11 protein-coding genes and 2 pseudogenes are annotated in these 13,304 nt (G+C 65.9%); 8 read left to right on the forward strand and 5 right to left on the reverse strand.

The window, feature by feature from the left end:
• Positions 1-34: 34 nt before the first annotated feature.
• The 3 genes and pseudogenes from PAN31108_RS15390 to PAN31108_RS15400 all read right to left on the reverse strand — a co-directional run bounded on the left by PAN31108_RS15390 (position 35) and on the right by PAN31108_RS15400 (position 2,465).
• Positions 35-1,363, reverse strand: coding sequence for an ATP-binding protein (locus PAN31108_RS15390; protein WP_150669680.1), 1,329 nt, complete (start codon positions 1,361-1,363; stop codon positions 35-37).
• Positions 1,364-1,497: 134 nt separating this feature from the next.
• Positions 1,498-2,226 (reverse strand): annotated as a pseudogene (locus PAN31108_RS15395) (response regulator); the annotation flags it as partial.
• Positions 2,227-2,243: 17 nt separating this feature from the next.
• Positions 2,244-2,465, reverse strand: coding sequence for a hypothetical protein (locus PAN31108_RS15400; protein WP_150669682.1), 222 nt, complete (start codon positions 2,463-2,465; stop codon positions 2,244-2,246).
• A gap of 653 nt (positions 2,466-3,118) precedes the next feature.
• Between PAN31108_RS15400 and PAN31108_RS27310 the strand changes: the two genes are divergently transcribed.
• The 4 genes and pseudogenes from PAN31108_RS27310 (at position 3,119) to PAN31108_RS15415 (ending at position 7,993) form a co-directional block, all read left to right on the forward strand.
• The gene (locus PAN31108_RS27310; protein WP_246183977.1) at positions 3,119-3,616 is read left to right on the forward strand and encodes an efflux RND transporter periplasmic adaptor subunit; all 498 of its coding nucleotides are present in this window, start codon (positions 3,119-3,121) and stop codon (positions 3,614-3,616) included.
• A pseudogene (locus tag PAN31108_RS26805) lies at positions 3,571-4,293 on the forward strand (efflux RND transporter periplasmic adaptor subunit); the annotation flags it as partial. The gene PAN31108_RS27310 and the pseudogene PAN31108_RS26805, both read left to right, overlap by 46 nt.
• Positions 4,290-6,344 (forward strand): MacB family efflux pump subunit, encoded by a 2,055-nt coding sequence (locus PAN31108_RS15410; protein WP_150669683.1) that lies wholly within the window; start codon positions 4,290-4,292, stop codon positions 6,342-6,344. The pseudogene PAN31108_RS26805 and the gene PAN31108_RS15410, both read left to right, overlap by 4 nt.
• A gap of 224 nt (positions 6,345-6,568) precedes the next feature.
• Positions 6,569-7,993, forward strand: a complete 1,425-nt coding sequence (locus tag PAN31108_RS15415; protein ID WP_174994999.1) for an efflux transporter outer membrane subunit — start codon at positions 6,569-6,571, stop codon at positions 7,991-7,993.
• Here PAN31108_RS15415 and PAN31108_RS15420 read toward each other — a convergent pair.
• The gene (locus tag PAN31108_RS15420) at positions 7,956-9,053 is read right to left on the reverse strand and encodes a Rossmann-fold NAD(P)-binding domain-containing protein (RefSeq protein WP_174995000.1); all 1,098 of its coding nucleotides are present in this window, start codon (positions 9,051-9,053) and stop codon (positions 7,956-7,958) included. The two genes, PAN31108_RS15415 and PAN31108_RS15420, sit on opposite strands and share 38 nt — an antisense overlap.
• A 15-nt stretch (positions 9,054-9,068) precedes the next feature.
• Between PAN31108_RS15420 and PAN31108_RS15425 the strand changes: the two genes are divergently transcribed.
• From PAN31108_RS15425 to PAN31108_RS15440, 4 genes are all read left to right on the forward strand, one after another.
• The gene (locus PAN31108_RS15425; protein WP_150669685.1) at positions 9,069-10,130 is read left to right on the forward strand and encodes a CDP-6-deoxy-delta-3,4-glucoseen reductase; all 1,062 of its coding nucleotides are present in this window, start codon (positions 9,069-9,071) and stop codon (positions 10,128-10,130) included.
• Between the two features lie 314 nt (positions 10,131-10,444).
• A complete protein-coding gene (locus PAN31108_RS15430; RefSeq protein WP_150669686.1) occupies positions 10,445-11,716 on the forward strand; it encodes an acetylornithine transaminase in 1,272 nt (423 codons plus the stop codon).
• A 92-nt stretch (positions 11,717-11,808) separates the two neighbouring features.
• On the forward strand, positions 11,809-12,306 hold the full coding sequence (locus PAN31108_RS15435) for a GNAT family N-acetyltransferase (protein WP_150669687.1): 498 nt from the start codon (positions 11,809-11,811) through the stop codon (positions 12,304-12,306).
• Positions 12,303-12,776: a GNAT family acetyltransferase gene (locus PAN31108_RS15440; RefSeq protein ID WP_174995001.1), complete on the forward strand. Its 474-nt coding sequence runs from the start codon at positions 12,303-12,305 to the stop codon at positions 12,774-12,776. Before PAN31108_RS15435 ends, PAN31108_RS15440 begins: the two co-directional genes overlap by 4 nt.
• A 141-nt stretch (positions 12,777-12,917) precedes the next feature.
• Here PAN31108_RS15440 and PAN31108_RS15445 read toward each other — a convergent pair.
• A partial coding sequence (locus PAN31108_RS15445) for an ABC transporter ATP-binding protein (protein WP_150669688.1) occupies positions 12,918-13,304 on the reverse strand: 387 nt, incomplete at its 5' end.

A 13,304-nucleotide genomic window follows, 5' to 3' on the forward strand; every position in this document is an offset into this window, starting at 1 on the left:
CAGTGTGAGGTGGCGCTGATCGGTAAGGTCAGCGTCACGCGCAGCCCGCCTGCCGGCGACCGGTCGAGACGCACCGCGCCCCCCCCAACCCTTCCACGAGACGCCCCACCAGCGACAGGCCGAGGCCGCAATGCCCTTCGCCGCCACGCGATGCGTCGAGCCGCACGAATGGGCGCATCGCCAGCGCCACCTGATCGTCCGGAATGCCCTTGCCGCAGTCGCTCACTTCGATGTATCCCGTCGCACCGTCGCGCCACGTCGCCAGACGCACGGTCGGCTCGCCGTGTTCGAGCGCGTTGTCGACGAGGTTCGACATCACGCGATCGAGCAGCGTACGCGGCAGCAGAAACCCGGGCCCCGCCCGCAGACGGCTCACGAACAGCGAGGCATCGCCGTGAGTGTCGGCGCGCGCAGCCGGGCGGCTGTCGGCGGTCGCTTCGGCCGCTTGGGCCGCTTGGGTCGCTTCGGTCGCTTCGACCTCTTCGTCGGCCGGGAATTGTTCACGCAGGAAGTCGTCGACGCTCACCAGCGGGCTGGTATCGGCCTCATCCCGTGCGTAGGCGAGGAACTGCTGGACGATGTGATCGATCGACGCGATGTCGCGCACGAAGCCGTCGCGCGAGCCTTCGTTGTCGATCAGGTCGGCGCGCAGACGCAGGCGCGTGAGCGGCGACTTGAGGTCATGGGCGATGCCCGCGAGCATGATGGCCTGATTGTCTTCGGCCTCGGCCAGACGCTTGGCCATGTCGTTGAACGCGTGCGTCAGGTCGCGCAACTCGAGCGGTCCCTGCTCGGGGAGCAACGCGGGACGGCGTCCGCGTGCGATCACGCGCGCCGCGTGCGCCAGCCGCGCGATCGGCCGCTGCATCTGCCAGGCAACCAGCAATGCGAGCAGCACCGCCCCGATCAGAATACCGAGCGTCTCACGCACGAAGGGCGGCATCGGCGGCAGGTCGAGACCGATCACGATCCACTCGGTCTGTTGCGGCAACAAAACCCAGATGTTGCCGCGCTTGCGAGCATTGACGATGTGCAGTTGTGTGCCCGCCGGCAAGCGCGATAGCAACTCCTGACGCAAACGGGTACTGCGCTCATCTTCCGACTCGTCGGTGAATGTCGGCGTCTGCGTGACGGGCACGCGACGCAGGGCGTGCGGCGGTGCGAGGCTGCCGGGATCCACTGCCCCCTGATCCACGCTCTGGATGGCCACCAGCAGGCCACGGGCGAAGCCGTCGACCTGCTGACGCGGGCGCTGGTAAAACACCAGCGCGCTCCACACCAGATGCATCACCACCAGAACGGCGATGCCCAGACATGCCATGCGGCGAAACAGCGAGTCTCGCAGCAGCCAACGCAAATTCACGCAGCCGACTCCCGCCAGCCGCGTACCGCACGCTTGCCTGCCGAGGCCGTCGTGGCGAGCGACAGTCCGTTGTCGCCCTCGCCGCGCATCCCCCCCACGTCCCCCATGCCGCCCACGCCGCCCGAGCGCTCGCGCGCGCCGGACGTCGCACCTTCGGACAATTCGCCGCCCGGCACGAAAACGTAGCCTTTGCCGCGAATCGTCTGGATGTAGCGCGGCTCGGACGGGTCGACTTCGATGAGCCGGCGCAGACGCCACACGGGCACATCGAGGCTGCGATCGCGAAACGCGATGCCGTCGCCGTAGAGCATGGCGTGGAGCTTCACGCGCGGCAGGACTTGCATCGGATGTTGCGTGAACGCCTTGAGCATCGCGAATTCGGTGTCGCGCAGCGGCAGACGCTCGCCCGCGCGCTGAAGCGTGCGCAGCGAATAGTCGAGTTCGAACGGACCGAAGCGGTACGGCGCTCGTGCATCGGGTGCGCTTGCCGCAACCGGGCCGCGACGACGCAGCACCGCGTGAATGCGGGCGAGCAATTCACGCGGATCGAAGGGCTTGGCGAGATAATCGTCCGCCCCGAGTTCAAGGCCGAGCGCGCGATCGAGCGGACCGCCACGCGCGGAGAGCATGATGACCGGAATGTCTTCGCCGGCAGCGCGCAGATCCTGCAAGGCGCGCAGGCCGTCGCGCTCCGGCATCATGATGTCGAGCAGAATGACCGACGGCCGCTCGAGTTCGAGCCGGCGCAGCAGCGACGCACCGTTATGAAGCACCGAGACCTGCATGCCATTGGCGTGCAGCAATTCGCGCAATAGGTCGCGAACGACAGGATCGTCGTCGACCAGAAGAACATGCAGACTCATGAAAATTTCTCGGTAATTTAAGTTTCGTGCGGCATGGTCGCGCTCTGCGACAACTTCACGGCATCGTCTTGCGTCACAGACGGCGTCTCCGGCGTGCTGGAGAGCGCCCGTAGCGCGTTCGAATAGCGATCCGCGCTCGATTGCGCACGGTGTGTGCCAACCGTCGCCGCCGACCCCTGCCCCGGCAAGCGCCAGGCCCGATGCATCGCCGTCTCCGGCGAACCAATGGTGATGGTCATGCTTTGTGCTCCCTCTGTGACGAGATACACCGCAGTTTGCGCGCCCGTCCAGTACACCGTTGGCCGAAGCATCCGACAGAATGGCGTCTAATCCTTATTTCAGAAAGGTTCGGTAAGGATCGTCGAACCCCTCATCCGCCATCGCCATCGCCAAATTCACCGAAAAATATGAATTTAATAGACGTTGGGCGATATAAGGCGAAATTATAGACAATTTAACGACTCCCCCTTTCTTTCCACCGTTCTCTGCACCACGCGTGACGAACATCGACGCGCCGCGCGAGCCGCGCAATCTTCACACTGTGCAGCCGGCTCGCTGCCTTGCGCGCGTCGGCCTCCCGGGGCGACGATTACGTGCGGACACCGCCGAACGCCTTGTCCGGCGCGGCTCGCACCGCCACCCTAGTCGGTGACGGGTCACGCGAAGACCGTAGCGCCCCCGCATTGGGGCAACGCCCCCGCTCTCCACATTTGCCCGGCCATTCCGGATCTGCCGGCCCTCGCGCCGGGCCAAATCCCAAAATTCCGCGCCGGTCATCCCTGTTCACAAAGTCTCAACAACTGAAAACAGTTTGTCAGGCCTCCTTTGATTACGATCGCCACTGGTCCGCGCCCCATGGGGTTGCGGCAGTCATTGGCCTACGTCCCGATCGATGAAGCTTTTCTCAAAGTTCGTTTCTCCGTTCCGCCCGCGCCGTCTCACGCGACGCCGCAAGATCGTTGCGGTCGTCGTCGTCGTGCTGTGCGGCCTTGCCGTCTGGCGATGGCCCCACCCGACGCCGCCCGCTTATCTCTTTGCGACCGTCGCACAGCGCGATCTGGAAGACGCGGTGCTCGCCACCGGCGTTCTCCAGCCCATCAAACAAGTCGAAGTCGGCTCGCAAGCCAACGGGCAACTTCGCTCGCTCAACGTCGTGCTCGGCGATACCGTCGCCAAGGGGCAACTGGTCGCCGAGATCGACCCGACCTCCAGCGAGAACGATCTGCGCGAAGCCAGCGCCGGACTCACAACGCTCGCTGCCGACCGGCGCGCAAAAGCCATCCGTCACGCGCAAGCCGAGCGCGAACTCGCACGGCAACGCCAACTGGCGCGCGACGACGCCACCTCGCCACGCGATCTGGAGAAGGGCGGACCGAAGCCGAGGCGCTGAGCGCGGAACTCGCATCGCTCGACTCGCAGATCCGCCAGCAAAAGGTCAAGGTCGATAAAGCGCGCACGAATCTTTCCTATACGCGCATCACCGCGCCCATCAGCGGCACCGTCACTGCGATCACCACGCAGGAAGGGCAAACGGTGACTGCGATCTACCAGATTCCGACGATCCTGAAGGTCGCCGACCTGTCGATGATGACCGTTCGCGCACAGGTCTCGGAAGCGGACGTGGTGCGCATTCGCGCCGGGCAACCGGTCTATTTCACGATCCTGGGCGCGCCGCAGACGCGTTACGAAGGCAAGCTTCGCGCGATTCAACCGTCGCCCGAAAAGATCAACAACGCGATCTTTTTCAATGCGCTTTTCGATGTGCCGAATCCGAGCAGCGTGCTGCGTCCCGATATGACGGCGCAAGTGTCCATCGTGAGCGCGCGGATCTCGAACGCACTGACGTTTCCGTCGGTCGCGCTCGGCGAAAAGCGCGCCGATGGCCGTTATCTTGTTCGCGTGCTCGACGCGAAAGGCAATGCGCACGCTCGCTGGGTCAAAGTCGGGCTCGACAACCGACTCACCGCGCAAGCGCTCGACGGTCTGTCGGCGGGCGAGCGTGTCGTGACGGCCGATCCGACCGACGCGCCACCGCCCGGCAGCAACGATTCGGGGACACTGCTGTGACGCACGCGAACGCGCCCCTCCTGAGACTCAGCGGCATCTCCCGAAGCTTCGGCGAGGGCGTGGGCGCCGTCACGGTGCTGCGCGATATCGCGCTGGACATCCGGCGCGGCGAAATGGTCGCGATCATGGGGCCGTCCGGCTCGGGCAAGTCGACGTTGATGAACGTGCTCGGCTGCCTCGACCGCGCCAGCGCCGGCAGCTACGAGATCGACGGACGCGACGTCGCCTCGCTGTCCGACGACGCGCTCGCGCAACTGCGTCGGGAGTATTTCGGCTTCATTTTCCAGCGCTATCACCTGATGGGGCATCTCACCGCGCAAGGCAACGTGGAAGTGCCCGCCGTGTACGCGGGGATTGCGCGCTCGCAGCGCGCATCGCGCTCCGCCGCCCTGCTCGGCAGCCTCGGGCTCGACAAGCATCTCTCGCATCGTCCGTCGCAAATGTCCGGCGGGCAGCAGCAACGCGTGAGCATCGCGCGTGCGCTGATGAACGGCGGCGACATCATCCTCGCCGACGAGCCGACCGGCGCGCTCGACAGTCACAGCGGGCTGGAAGTGATGCATATTCTGCACGAGCGCGGACACACGATCATCGTCGTCACGCACGATCCCGGCGTCGCCGCGTGGGCGCAACGCGTCATCGACATTGCCGACGGTCGTATCCAGGGCGATCGCCGCAACGACGCCTTCCCTCCTGCCGCGGCTGCGCGTGAGACGCAACGCATCGACGCTTCGGCGGGACCGGATTCCGGGGATTCCGGGGATTCCGGGCATTCCCGGGATTCGGTCGCCTCGGCTTCGACAGCGTTGCCGCATGCCGCAGACCGTCACGGCATGACGCGCTGGATGCGCGGCTGGCCCACGTTCGCGGAAAGCCTGTCGATGGCGTGGCATGCCCTGGCGTCGCATCGGTTACGTACCGGACTGACAATGCTGGGCATCATCATCGGCATCACGTCGGTCGTATCGCTCTCCGCGATCGGCGAAGGCACCAAGCGGCGCGTGCTCGACGACATCGGCAACATCGCGCCGAACACCATCACCGTCTTGCGCGGCAAGGACTTCAACGACGACAAGGCCGGCGAGATTCGCACGCTGCTGCCGCGCGACGCCGCCCTGCTCGCCGCCCAGCCCTACACCGACAGCGTGTCGCCACAGGTCGGTCCGCGCACGACCCGCATGCGCTTCGGCCGTCTCGACACCGACGCACAGGTGCACGGCGAGGGCGCCGACTTCCTGCGTGCGAACGGGCTGAACCTCGCGCGCGGACGCAGCTTCGACGCCAGCGAGGTGGAACGTCAGGCGCAAGTCGCACTGCTCGGCGAGAACACGATCAGGAAGTTGATGCCCAACGGGGGCGATCCGATCGGGCAGATCGTACTCGCCGGCTCGCTGCCGCTACGCGTCATCGGCGTGGTGAGGGATCGCTCCTCAATGTTCGTGAGCCGTGCGCTCAACGTCTATGTGCCGTGGACGACGGTCGCGAGCCGTCTGTCCGGGCAGCAGCATCTGGAATCGATCACGGTGCGCATCCTCGACGGGCATCCGCCCGCCGCCGCCGAAGCCGGGATCATTCGCGTTCTCACTCGTGCCCATGGCCACAAGGATTTCTTCACGTTCAACATGGACACGATCGTGAAGTCGATCTCGCGCACGAGTCAGATGCTCACGCTGCTGCTCTCGTTCATCGCGCTGATCTCGCTCGTCGTCGGTGGCATCGGTGTGATGAACATCATGCTCGTCTCCGTGACGGAGCGCACGCGCGAGATCGGCATTCGACGCGCCATCGGCGCGCGGCGTCAGGACATTCTCCGGCAGTTCCTCATCGAAGCCGTGCTCGTGTGTCTGATGGGCGGCGCCGTCGGTGTCGCGCTGTCGTATGCCATCGGCTGGCTGGTCTCGACGTTCGTGCCGCAAGTCGCCGTGGTGTTCTCCGCGAACACCGTCGCCGCAGCGGTCGCCTGCGCATGCGCCATCGGCATGCTCAGCGGCTGGCTGCCCGCACGCAGTGCAGCGCGCCTCGATCCGGTCGATGCGCTGGCCCGTGAATGATTGCCCCCGCCGTCCCGCGGCGCCCCCCCCTCAGGCTCGGGATGGCTTTTATACCCCGCGCGCGATTCGGTGTCGCGCGCGGGGGTCTTTTTGTCTGCTTCGTGCGCATGCCTCTCGTCGACCGTGCCGACAGACCCGACTCGACACCCCCGATGATTCGTCTCTCCCGACTGTACCGATTGTCCGCCGCCCACCGACCGTGGTTTTCCGCATTGCCGGGCCCAATGCCCGTCTCCCTCATCGCCGCGCTCGTCCTCTCGGGATGCGCCCTCACCCGCACGGACTATGCACGCCCGCCGCTGCCGGTCCCGGCGCAATTCGGTGCGCCCATCGACGGGACACAGCGCGGTGCAACGGCCATCGTCGCCGCGCCGGTCGACACACTGGCGGCGGACATTGCGCCGTGGTGGCGCGCCTTCGGCGAGCCGCAGCTCGACACGCTCGTCTCGCAGGCGCTCACCGGCAACCCGGGCCTCGCGCTCAAAGCGTTGCAGGCGGATCGCGACGCGCTGCAAGCCGGGCTGACCGACGCCAATCGCTGGCCGCAATTCACGGGCAACGTCAAGGGTTACAAGTCGCGTGCCCTCGACGGTGGTATGGCTGCGCTCGCATATAACGGGCAAACGCGCCCGACGTCCGGCGTCAATCTGGACATCAGCTACGAAATCGATCTCTGGAACAAGCTTGCCGCCCAGCGCGACGCCGCCCACTGGCAAGCCGCGGCGAGCGCGTGGGAGCGTCGCGCCGCAGCGCTCTCGCTGTCGAGTCAGGTGACATCGCTGTATTGGCGCCTGGCTTATCTGAACGATAACGTGCGCAGCGCGACGGCGGACCTCGACGCCGCGAACCGCGTCGTCGCGCTGGTCGAAGCGCGCCGCCGTGCGGGGTCCGTGTCGGCGCTCGATCCGGTGCAAGCCCAGCAGGACCGCGACGCCGTCGCCGGCGCGCTGGCCGATTGGGAACGTCTGCGTGACGTCGCACGGCATGCGCTGGCGAATGCGTTGGGGCGTCCGGCGCAGACGCGCTTTGCCGAGCGCGATTCGCTCGTGCCCGTGCAGTTGCCCGCCGTCGCGCCGGGACTACCCGCGTCGTTGCTCGCGCAACGTCCCGATCTCGCCGCTGCCGAGACGCGCGTGCGGGTCCGACTGGCCGATGTCGACGCGGCACGCCTGTCGTTCTATCCCTCGCTCACGCTCAACGGCACGGCCGTCACCGGCAGCGATTCGCTCTCGCGTTTGCTCGCCAATCCCGTCGGCATGCTCGCCGCCACGATCGCCATGCCGTTCCTTCAGGTGCAAACGGCGCGTTTCACCACGGCGCTCGCGCGCAACGATTACGAGCAATCCGTGACCGCGTTCCGCAGCACGCTGCTCACGGCGCTGACCGAAGTGGAAGACGCGCTCGCCGCACGGGAGCGAACGACGTCGCAATACGCGTCGCTTGCCAGCGCCGCCACGCTGGCGCAACGGGCGGCCGACCTCTCCGGTGCGCGTTATCGCGCCGGGGATATCGATTTGCAAACGTGGCTCGACGCCGAGCGGCTCGCGCGTGAGGCACGCCGTCGCGCCGTGCAGTCGCGGCTCGATCAGATCGACGCGACGCTCTCGCTCGTCAAGGCCCTGGGCGGCACGCTGGGGACAGCGTCCTGAGCAGGGCGGCCACGTCGGGATATTTCAGGCGGTAGCCGAGTTCGCGCTTCAGACGTGTGTTGGCCAGACGCCGGGACTCCGACATGAAGGAAAGCAAGGTCGGCTCCAGCACCCGCTGCGCCTCCTCGCGCGAGACGCGCGGCGGACGCGGCAAGCCGAAGGCGTCCGCGACATGGTCGAAGTACTCGCCCATGCGCCAGTCGGTGTCGTCGCTTGCATGCACGACACGCTGCGCCTTGCCGCGCCACATCGTGCGAATCAGGATCGCGGCGAGATCGTCGGCATGGATATGGTTGGTGTAGACGTCGTCCGATGCCTGCAACGCAGGCGTGCCCTTCTGCAATCGCGCAACCGGCAAACGCTGCGCCGCATAAATGCCCGGAATCCGCACGATCGACGCACGCCAGATCACCCGCGCTTGCCCGGCGTGACGCCATGACGCCCGCGTACCCGCAGCCCCGAAAGCCTGCGGCACCCTCGCTCGCGACGCGCCCGCCGCCAACACGCGGCGCGGGTTGTGCGCATGGAACGTCGGTCGCCCCAGACTGCGCACCGTGCGCTCGGCATCGACCCGGCGCTGAGCGCGCGGCGAACGCGGCATGGGGGTGCGGGTCTCATCGATATACGCGCCGCCGCAATCGCCATAGACCCCGCTGGTGCTCGCATAGACGAGAATTCGTGCAGGCGAATGGGGCATGCCCGTCAAGGCGCGATGTCCCGCCTCGGGTACAATATTGCGTTTATACGGTCGGTTCAGCGCAGCGCGCAAACGGCGCGTGCGCCAGTCCTGCGTACCGTTACCGGCGACCGCCGCAGGCGGCGCCAGATGCAGCACCCGAGGGGCCAGACGGCCGATGCGATGCAGGCTGTGCCTGTCGTCCAGATTGGCGACGACAGGCACCGCGCCCGCCGCACGCAAGGCGGCATGACGGGCATCGCTGGATGTCACGGCAAAGACACGAAAGCGTTTGACGAGGGCCGGCAGGGCACGCATGCCGACGTCGCCACAGCCCACGATCAACAGACGCGGACGACCGAAGGGTTTGGACGGTTTTTTCATTTTTCGGATTGTAGTATGGCTTACAACGTTACCCTCGTGCCGAGCGGGCGCGAGTTCCAGGTCGAAGACGGCGAGGCCGTGCTCTCCGCAGCACTGCGTCAGGGCATCGGTCTGCCGTACGGATGCAAGAACGGCGGCTGCGGCTCGTGCAAGGCCAAGCTCGTCGAGGGCACCGTCGAGCACGGCTCGCACCCCAGTTCGTCGCTCTCGAAGGACGAGGAAACGCGGGGTTTCGCGCTGCTGTGCTGCGCCCACGCCAAGGGCGATCTCGTCATCGAGTCGCGCGAGGTCAAGGGCATCGGCGATATTCCGGTCAAGCGTCTGCCGTGCCGTGTGAACGCATTGGAGCGCCGCGCCGACGACATCATCGTGATGCGTCTGCAACTGCCTGCCAACGAACGCTTCCAGTACCTTGCCGGCCAATACATCGAGTTCATTCTGAAGGACGGCAAACGCCGTAGTTACTCGATGGCGACTGCGCCGCACGAAGAAGGCGCCATCGAACTCCATCTGCGCCACATGCCCGGCGGCGTATTCACCGATCACGTGTTCAACAACATGAAAGAGCGCGAGATCCTTCGCTTCGAAGGGCCGCTCGGCACGTTCTTCCTGCGTGAAGATTCCGACAAGCCGATCGTGCTGCTCGCCTCTGGCACCGGCTTCGCGCCGATCAAGGCCATTGTCGAACATGCGGTGCACAAGGGTCTCGACCGTCCGATGACGCTGTACTGGGGCGCGCGTCAGTTGAAGGACATCTACATGCGCGAGATGGCCGAGCAGTGGGCGCGCGAGATCCCCGGCTTCAAGTTCGTGCCGGTACTCTCCGAGGCGGCGCCGGAAGACGAGTGGCAGGGTCGCACCGGTTTCGTCCACCGCGCCGTGGCCGAGGATCTGGCGGACATGTCGGGCTTTGAGGTCTACGCGTGCGGCGCCCCTGTGATGGTCGAGTCGGCCCGTCGCGACTTCATCGCGCATCACGGGCTGCCGGAAGACGCGTTCTACGCAGACGCCTTTACGACCGCCGCCGATACGGCCGATAGCGTCAATGCTACAGACGACGCCCGTGCCGGCGAATGACCCACAGCGACCGTGGCACCGTCATGACGACGGCGCCGGACGCGCCGTCGTGGAAATGCGCAAAAGATGCACGCAAACCACACGCCGTGCATTTCCTTTGACAAGCGCCACGTCACCGTCTTATGCTTGCCGGCATGAACCTGATTGCCATCGCCTCGATCCGACGTCGCCGTACGCTGCCCCAACCGGGATGCCGCGCGGCGCGCTATCGACTGCGATAACAACGCAAGTTCTCAAGCACAGCGAAGCCACGGGCACCCCCCGTGGCTTTTTTCATTCCCTCGTCTCTTTCACCCTGCCCTTCGGAGACCGTCATGTCGCTTGCTCAATCGTCCGCCGCCCCCAACCCTTCGCCCAAGGCGGCCACTACCTCCGGCGCCCGTAACGCAAAGTTCGCCGACTTCGCCACGCAGGCGCTGCTGCCCATCACCACGCGTCCCGAACTCGTGTTCACGCACGGCAAAGGCGGCTGGCTGTACGACCACGACGGCAAGCGATATCTCGACTTCATTCAGGGCTGGGCGGTGAACAGCCTCGGCCATTGCCATCCGGTAATGCGCGAGGCCCTCGCCACGCAAGGCTCGTTGCTGCTCAACCCGAGCCCGGCGTATTACAACCAGCCGATGATCGAACTGGCGGATCTGCTCACGAAGCTCTCCGGCCTCGGCAAGGTCTTCTTCGCCAATAGCGGCGCGGAGGCCAACGAAAGCGCAATCAAGCTCGCGCGCAAGTGGGGACAACTGCACCCGAACGCTGCGGGCGGCGCGCGCTACGAGATCATTACCTTCAACAACGCCTTCCACGGCCGCACGCTGGCGACCATGTCCGCCAGCGGCAAACCGGGCTGGGACAAGATCTTCGCGCCGCAGGTGCCGGGCTTTCCGAAAGCCGAGTTGAACGACATCGCGTCGGTCGAAGCGCTCATCGGCCCGCAGACCGTCGCGGTGATGCTCGAACCGATTCAGGGCGAAGCCGGTGTCGTACCCGCCACCGATGCGTTCATGAAGGCGCTGCGCGAGCTCACGAAGGCGCGCGGCCTATTACTGATCGTGGACGAGGTGCAGACGGGCTGCGGACGCACCGGTACGCTCTTCTCGCATCAGCAGAACGACATCGTCCCCGACATCATGACGCTCGGCAAAGGCATCGGCGGCGGCGTGCCGCTCGCCGCAATGCTTTGCGGCGACGAGTTCGCCGTCTTCCAGCCGGGCGATCAGGGCGGCACCTACAACGGCAATCCGCTGATGTGCGCCGTCGGCCTCGCGGTGATGCGCACGGTCAGTTCGCCGGGCTTCCTGGAGTTCGTGCGCGCTCAGGCGGATTATCTGAGCGCCGGGTTGCAGCATCTGTCGTCGCGTTACGGCGGTCAGGGCGAACGCGGCGCCGGTCTGCTGCGCGCCCTGCTCCTCGGTCGCGACATCGGGCCGCAACTGGTCGAAGCCGCGCGCGACATGACGCCGGACGGGCTGCTGCTCAACGCGGCACGTCCGAACCTGTTGCGTTTCATGCCCGCGCTGAACGTGAGCCGCGAAGAGATCGATCAGATGCTCTCGATGCTCGACACGCTGCTCGCCAGGCACGTCTGAGCCACACGATCCAACCTCTCGAACGCGAACGACGGGGCTCGTCCGAATCTCACTCGGGCGAGCACGTCAGACATCCTCAGGAGAACCCATCGATGAACGACCTGAGTCAGGGGCATCCGACACCGCCCCCCGACGCCATCGTCGAAATATCGTCCGATCCGGCGCGGCTCGACATCGGTTTCATTCACAACGCCCTGTCGACACAAACGCACTGGGCGCAGGACATTCCGCGCACCACGCTGATGCGCGCCATCAGCCACTCACTGTGCTTCGGCGCTTACGCCACACAGGTTGAGGGCGGCGCGACACGCCAGGTCGGGTTCGCCCGTGTGATCACCGATCGCGCCACATTCGCGTATCTCGCAGACGTCTTCGTCGAGCCGTCGATGCGCGGACTCGGCATCGGCAAGCGTCTGTGCGAAGACGTACTCGCTCATCCTGCGTTACAGGGGCTGCGCCGCTTCCTGCTCGCGACCACCGACGCCGCCAGCCTCTATGCGCGCTACGGTTTCGAGCCGCTCGGCCCCGTGAACAAGATGATGCAAATCCATCGGCCCGACATCTACACCAGCCAGCAGGAAGCGCCATGAATCGCATGCCCGCCGACATTCACGTCCGCACGTTCGACGAAGCGGATACCGACGCCGTGATCGCACTCTGGCGTGAGGCGTTTCCGGAATACAACCGACCCGACAAGCCGCATCGCGAACCGCGTCGCTCGATTGCCAACAAGGTCGCCATGCATGACGGCTTGTTCTTCGTGGCGGTGCACGAGCGCGAGATCGTCGGCACGGTGATGGCGGGATACGATGGTCATCGCGGCTGGATCTATTCGCTGGCGGTGACCTCGGCGCTGCGGCGGCGCGGCGTCGCCAGTGCGCTGCTCGGTCATGCGGAAACCGCTCTGGCCGGGCGCGGCTGTCTCAAGCTCAATCTGCAAGTGCTCACGCAATCGCGCGAAGCGCTGGCGTTCTACACCGCGCATGGCTATGCCGCCGACGATGTCGTGAGCCTCGGCAAGCGGCTGCCGGTGGCGACAAGCGCCGACGCCATCGTGTAAGACGCATCGCGCGTCGCCCGCAAGAAGCACCAAGGGCGCCGGAAGTTGCCTTCGGCGCCCTTGGCTTGTCTACCCTGGCGATCCTGTCGGCGGGACGGACCGACTTGCGTCGCCCGCCCCGCCTGTCGCCTTCCTCCGGACTTACTCCCCGAGATACGCCGCGCGCACCTTCGGATCGTCGAGCATGTCCTTCGCCTGACCGGTCATGGTCACGAGGCCACTGTCCATCACGTAGCCCCGGTGCGCCGCTTGCAGTGCCAGACGCGCGTTCTGCTCCACGAGCAGCACCGTCACGCCTTCGCCCGAGACCGTTCGTACCACCTCGAAGATCTTCTCCACCATGATCGGCGAGAGACCCATCGACGGCTCGTCGAGCAGCAACAGCTTGGGCTGACTCATCAGCGCACGCGCCATCGCCAGCATCTGCTGCTCGCCGCCCGAGAGCGTGCCCGCGAGCTGGTCCTTGCGCTCCTTCAGCCGCGGGAAAATGCCGAACATCTTGTCGACGTCCTGCTTGATCCCCGCCGT

The sequence above is a fragment of the Pandoraea anhela genome, assembly GCF_902459655.1.
In the GTDB taxonomy this organism is placed as follows: domain Bacteria; phylum Pseudomonadota; class Gammaproteobacteria; order Burkholderiales; family Burkholderiaceae; genus Pandoraea; species Pandoraea anhela.

Coding starts and splice junctions, on each gene's coding strand:
- PAN31108_RS15400 (WP_150669682.1), bottom strand. CDS start 2,465: ATGACCATCACCATTGGTTCGCCGGAGACGGCGATGCATCGGGCCTGG.
- PAN31108_RS27310 (WP_246183977.1), top strand. CDS start 3,119: ATGAAGCTTTTCTCAAAGTTCGTTTCTCCGTTCCGCCCGCGCCGTCTC.
- PAN31108_RS15415 (WP_174994999.1), top strand. CDS start 6,569: ATGCCCGTCTCCCTCATCGCCGCGCTCGTCCTCTCGGGATGCGCCCTC.
- PAN31108_RS15420 (WP_174995000.1), bottom strand. CDS start 9,053: ATGAAAAAACCGTCCAAACCCTTCGGTCGTCCGCGTCTGTTGATCGTG.
- PAN31108_RS15425 (WP_150669685.1), top strand. CDS start 9,069: ATGGCTTACAACGTTACCCTCGTGCCGAGCGGGCGCGAGTTCCAGGTC.
- PAN31108_RS15430 (WP_150669686.1), top strand. CDS start 10,445: ATGTCGCTTGCTCAATCGTCCGCCGCCCCCAACCCTTCGCCCAAGGCG.
- PAN31108_RS15435 (WP_150669687.1), top strand. CDS start 11,809: ATGAACGACCTGAGTCAGGGGCATCCGACACCGCCCCCCGACGCCATC.
- PAN31108_RS15440 (WP_174995001.1), top strand. CDS start 12,303: ATGAATCGCATGCCCGCCGACATTCACGTCCGCACGTTCGACGAAGCG.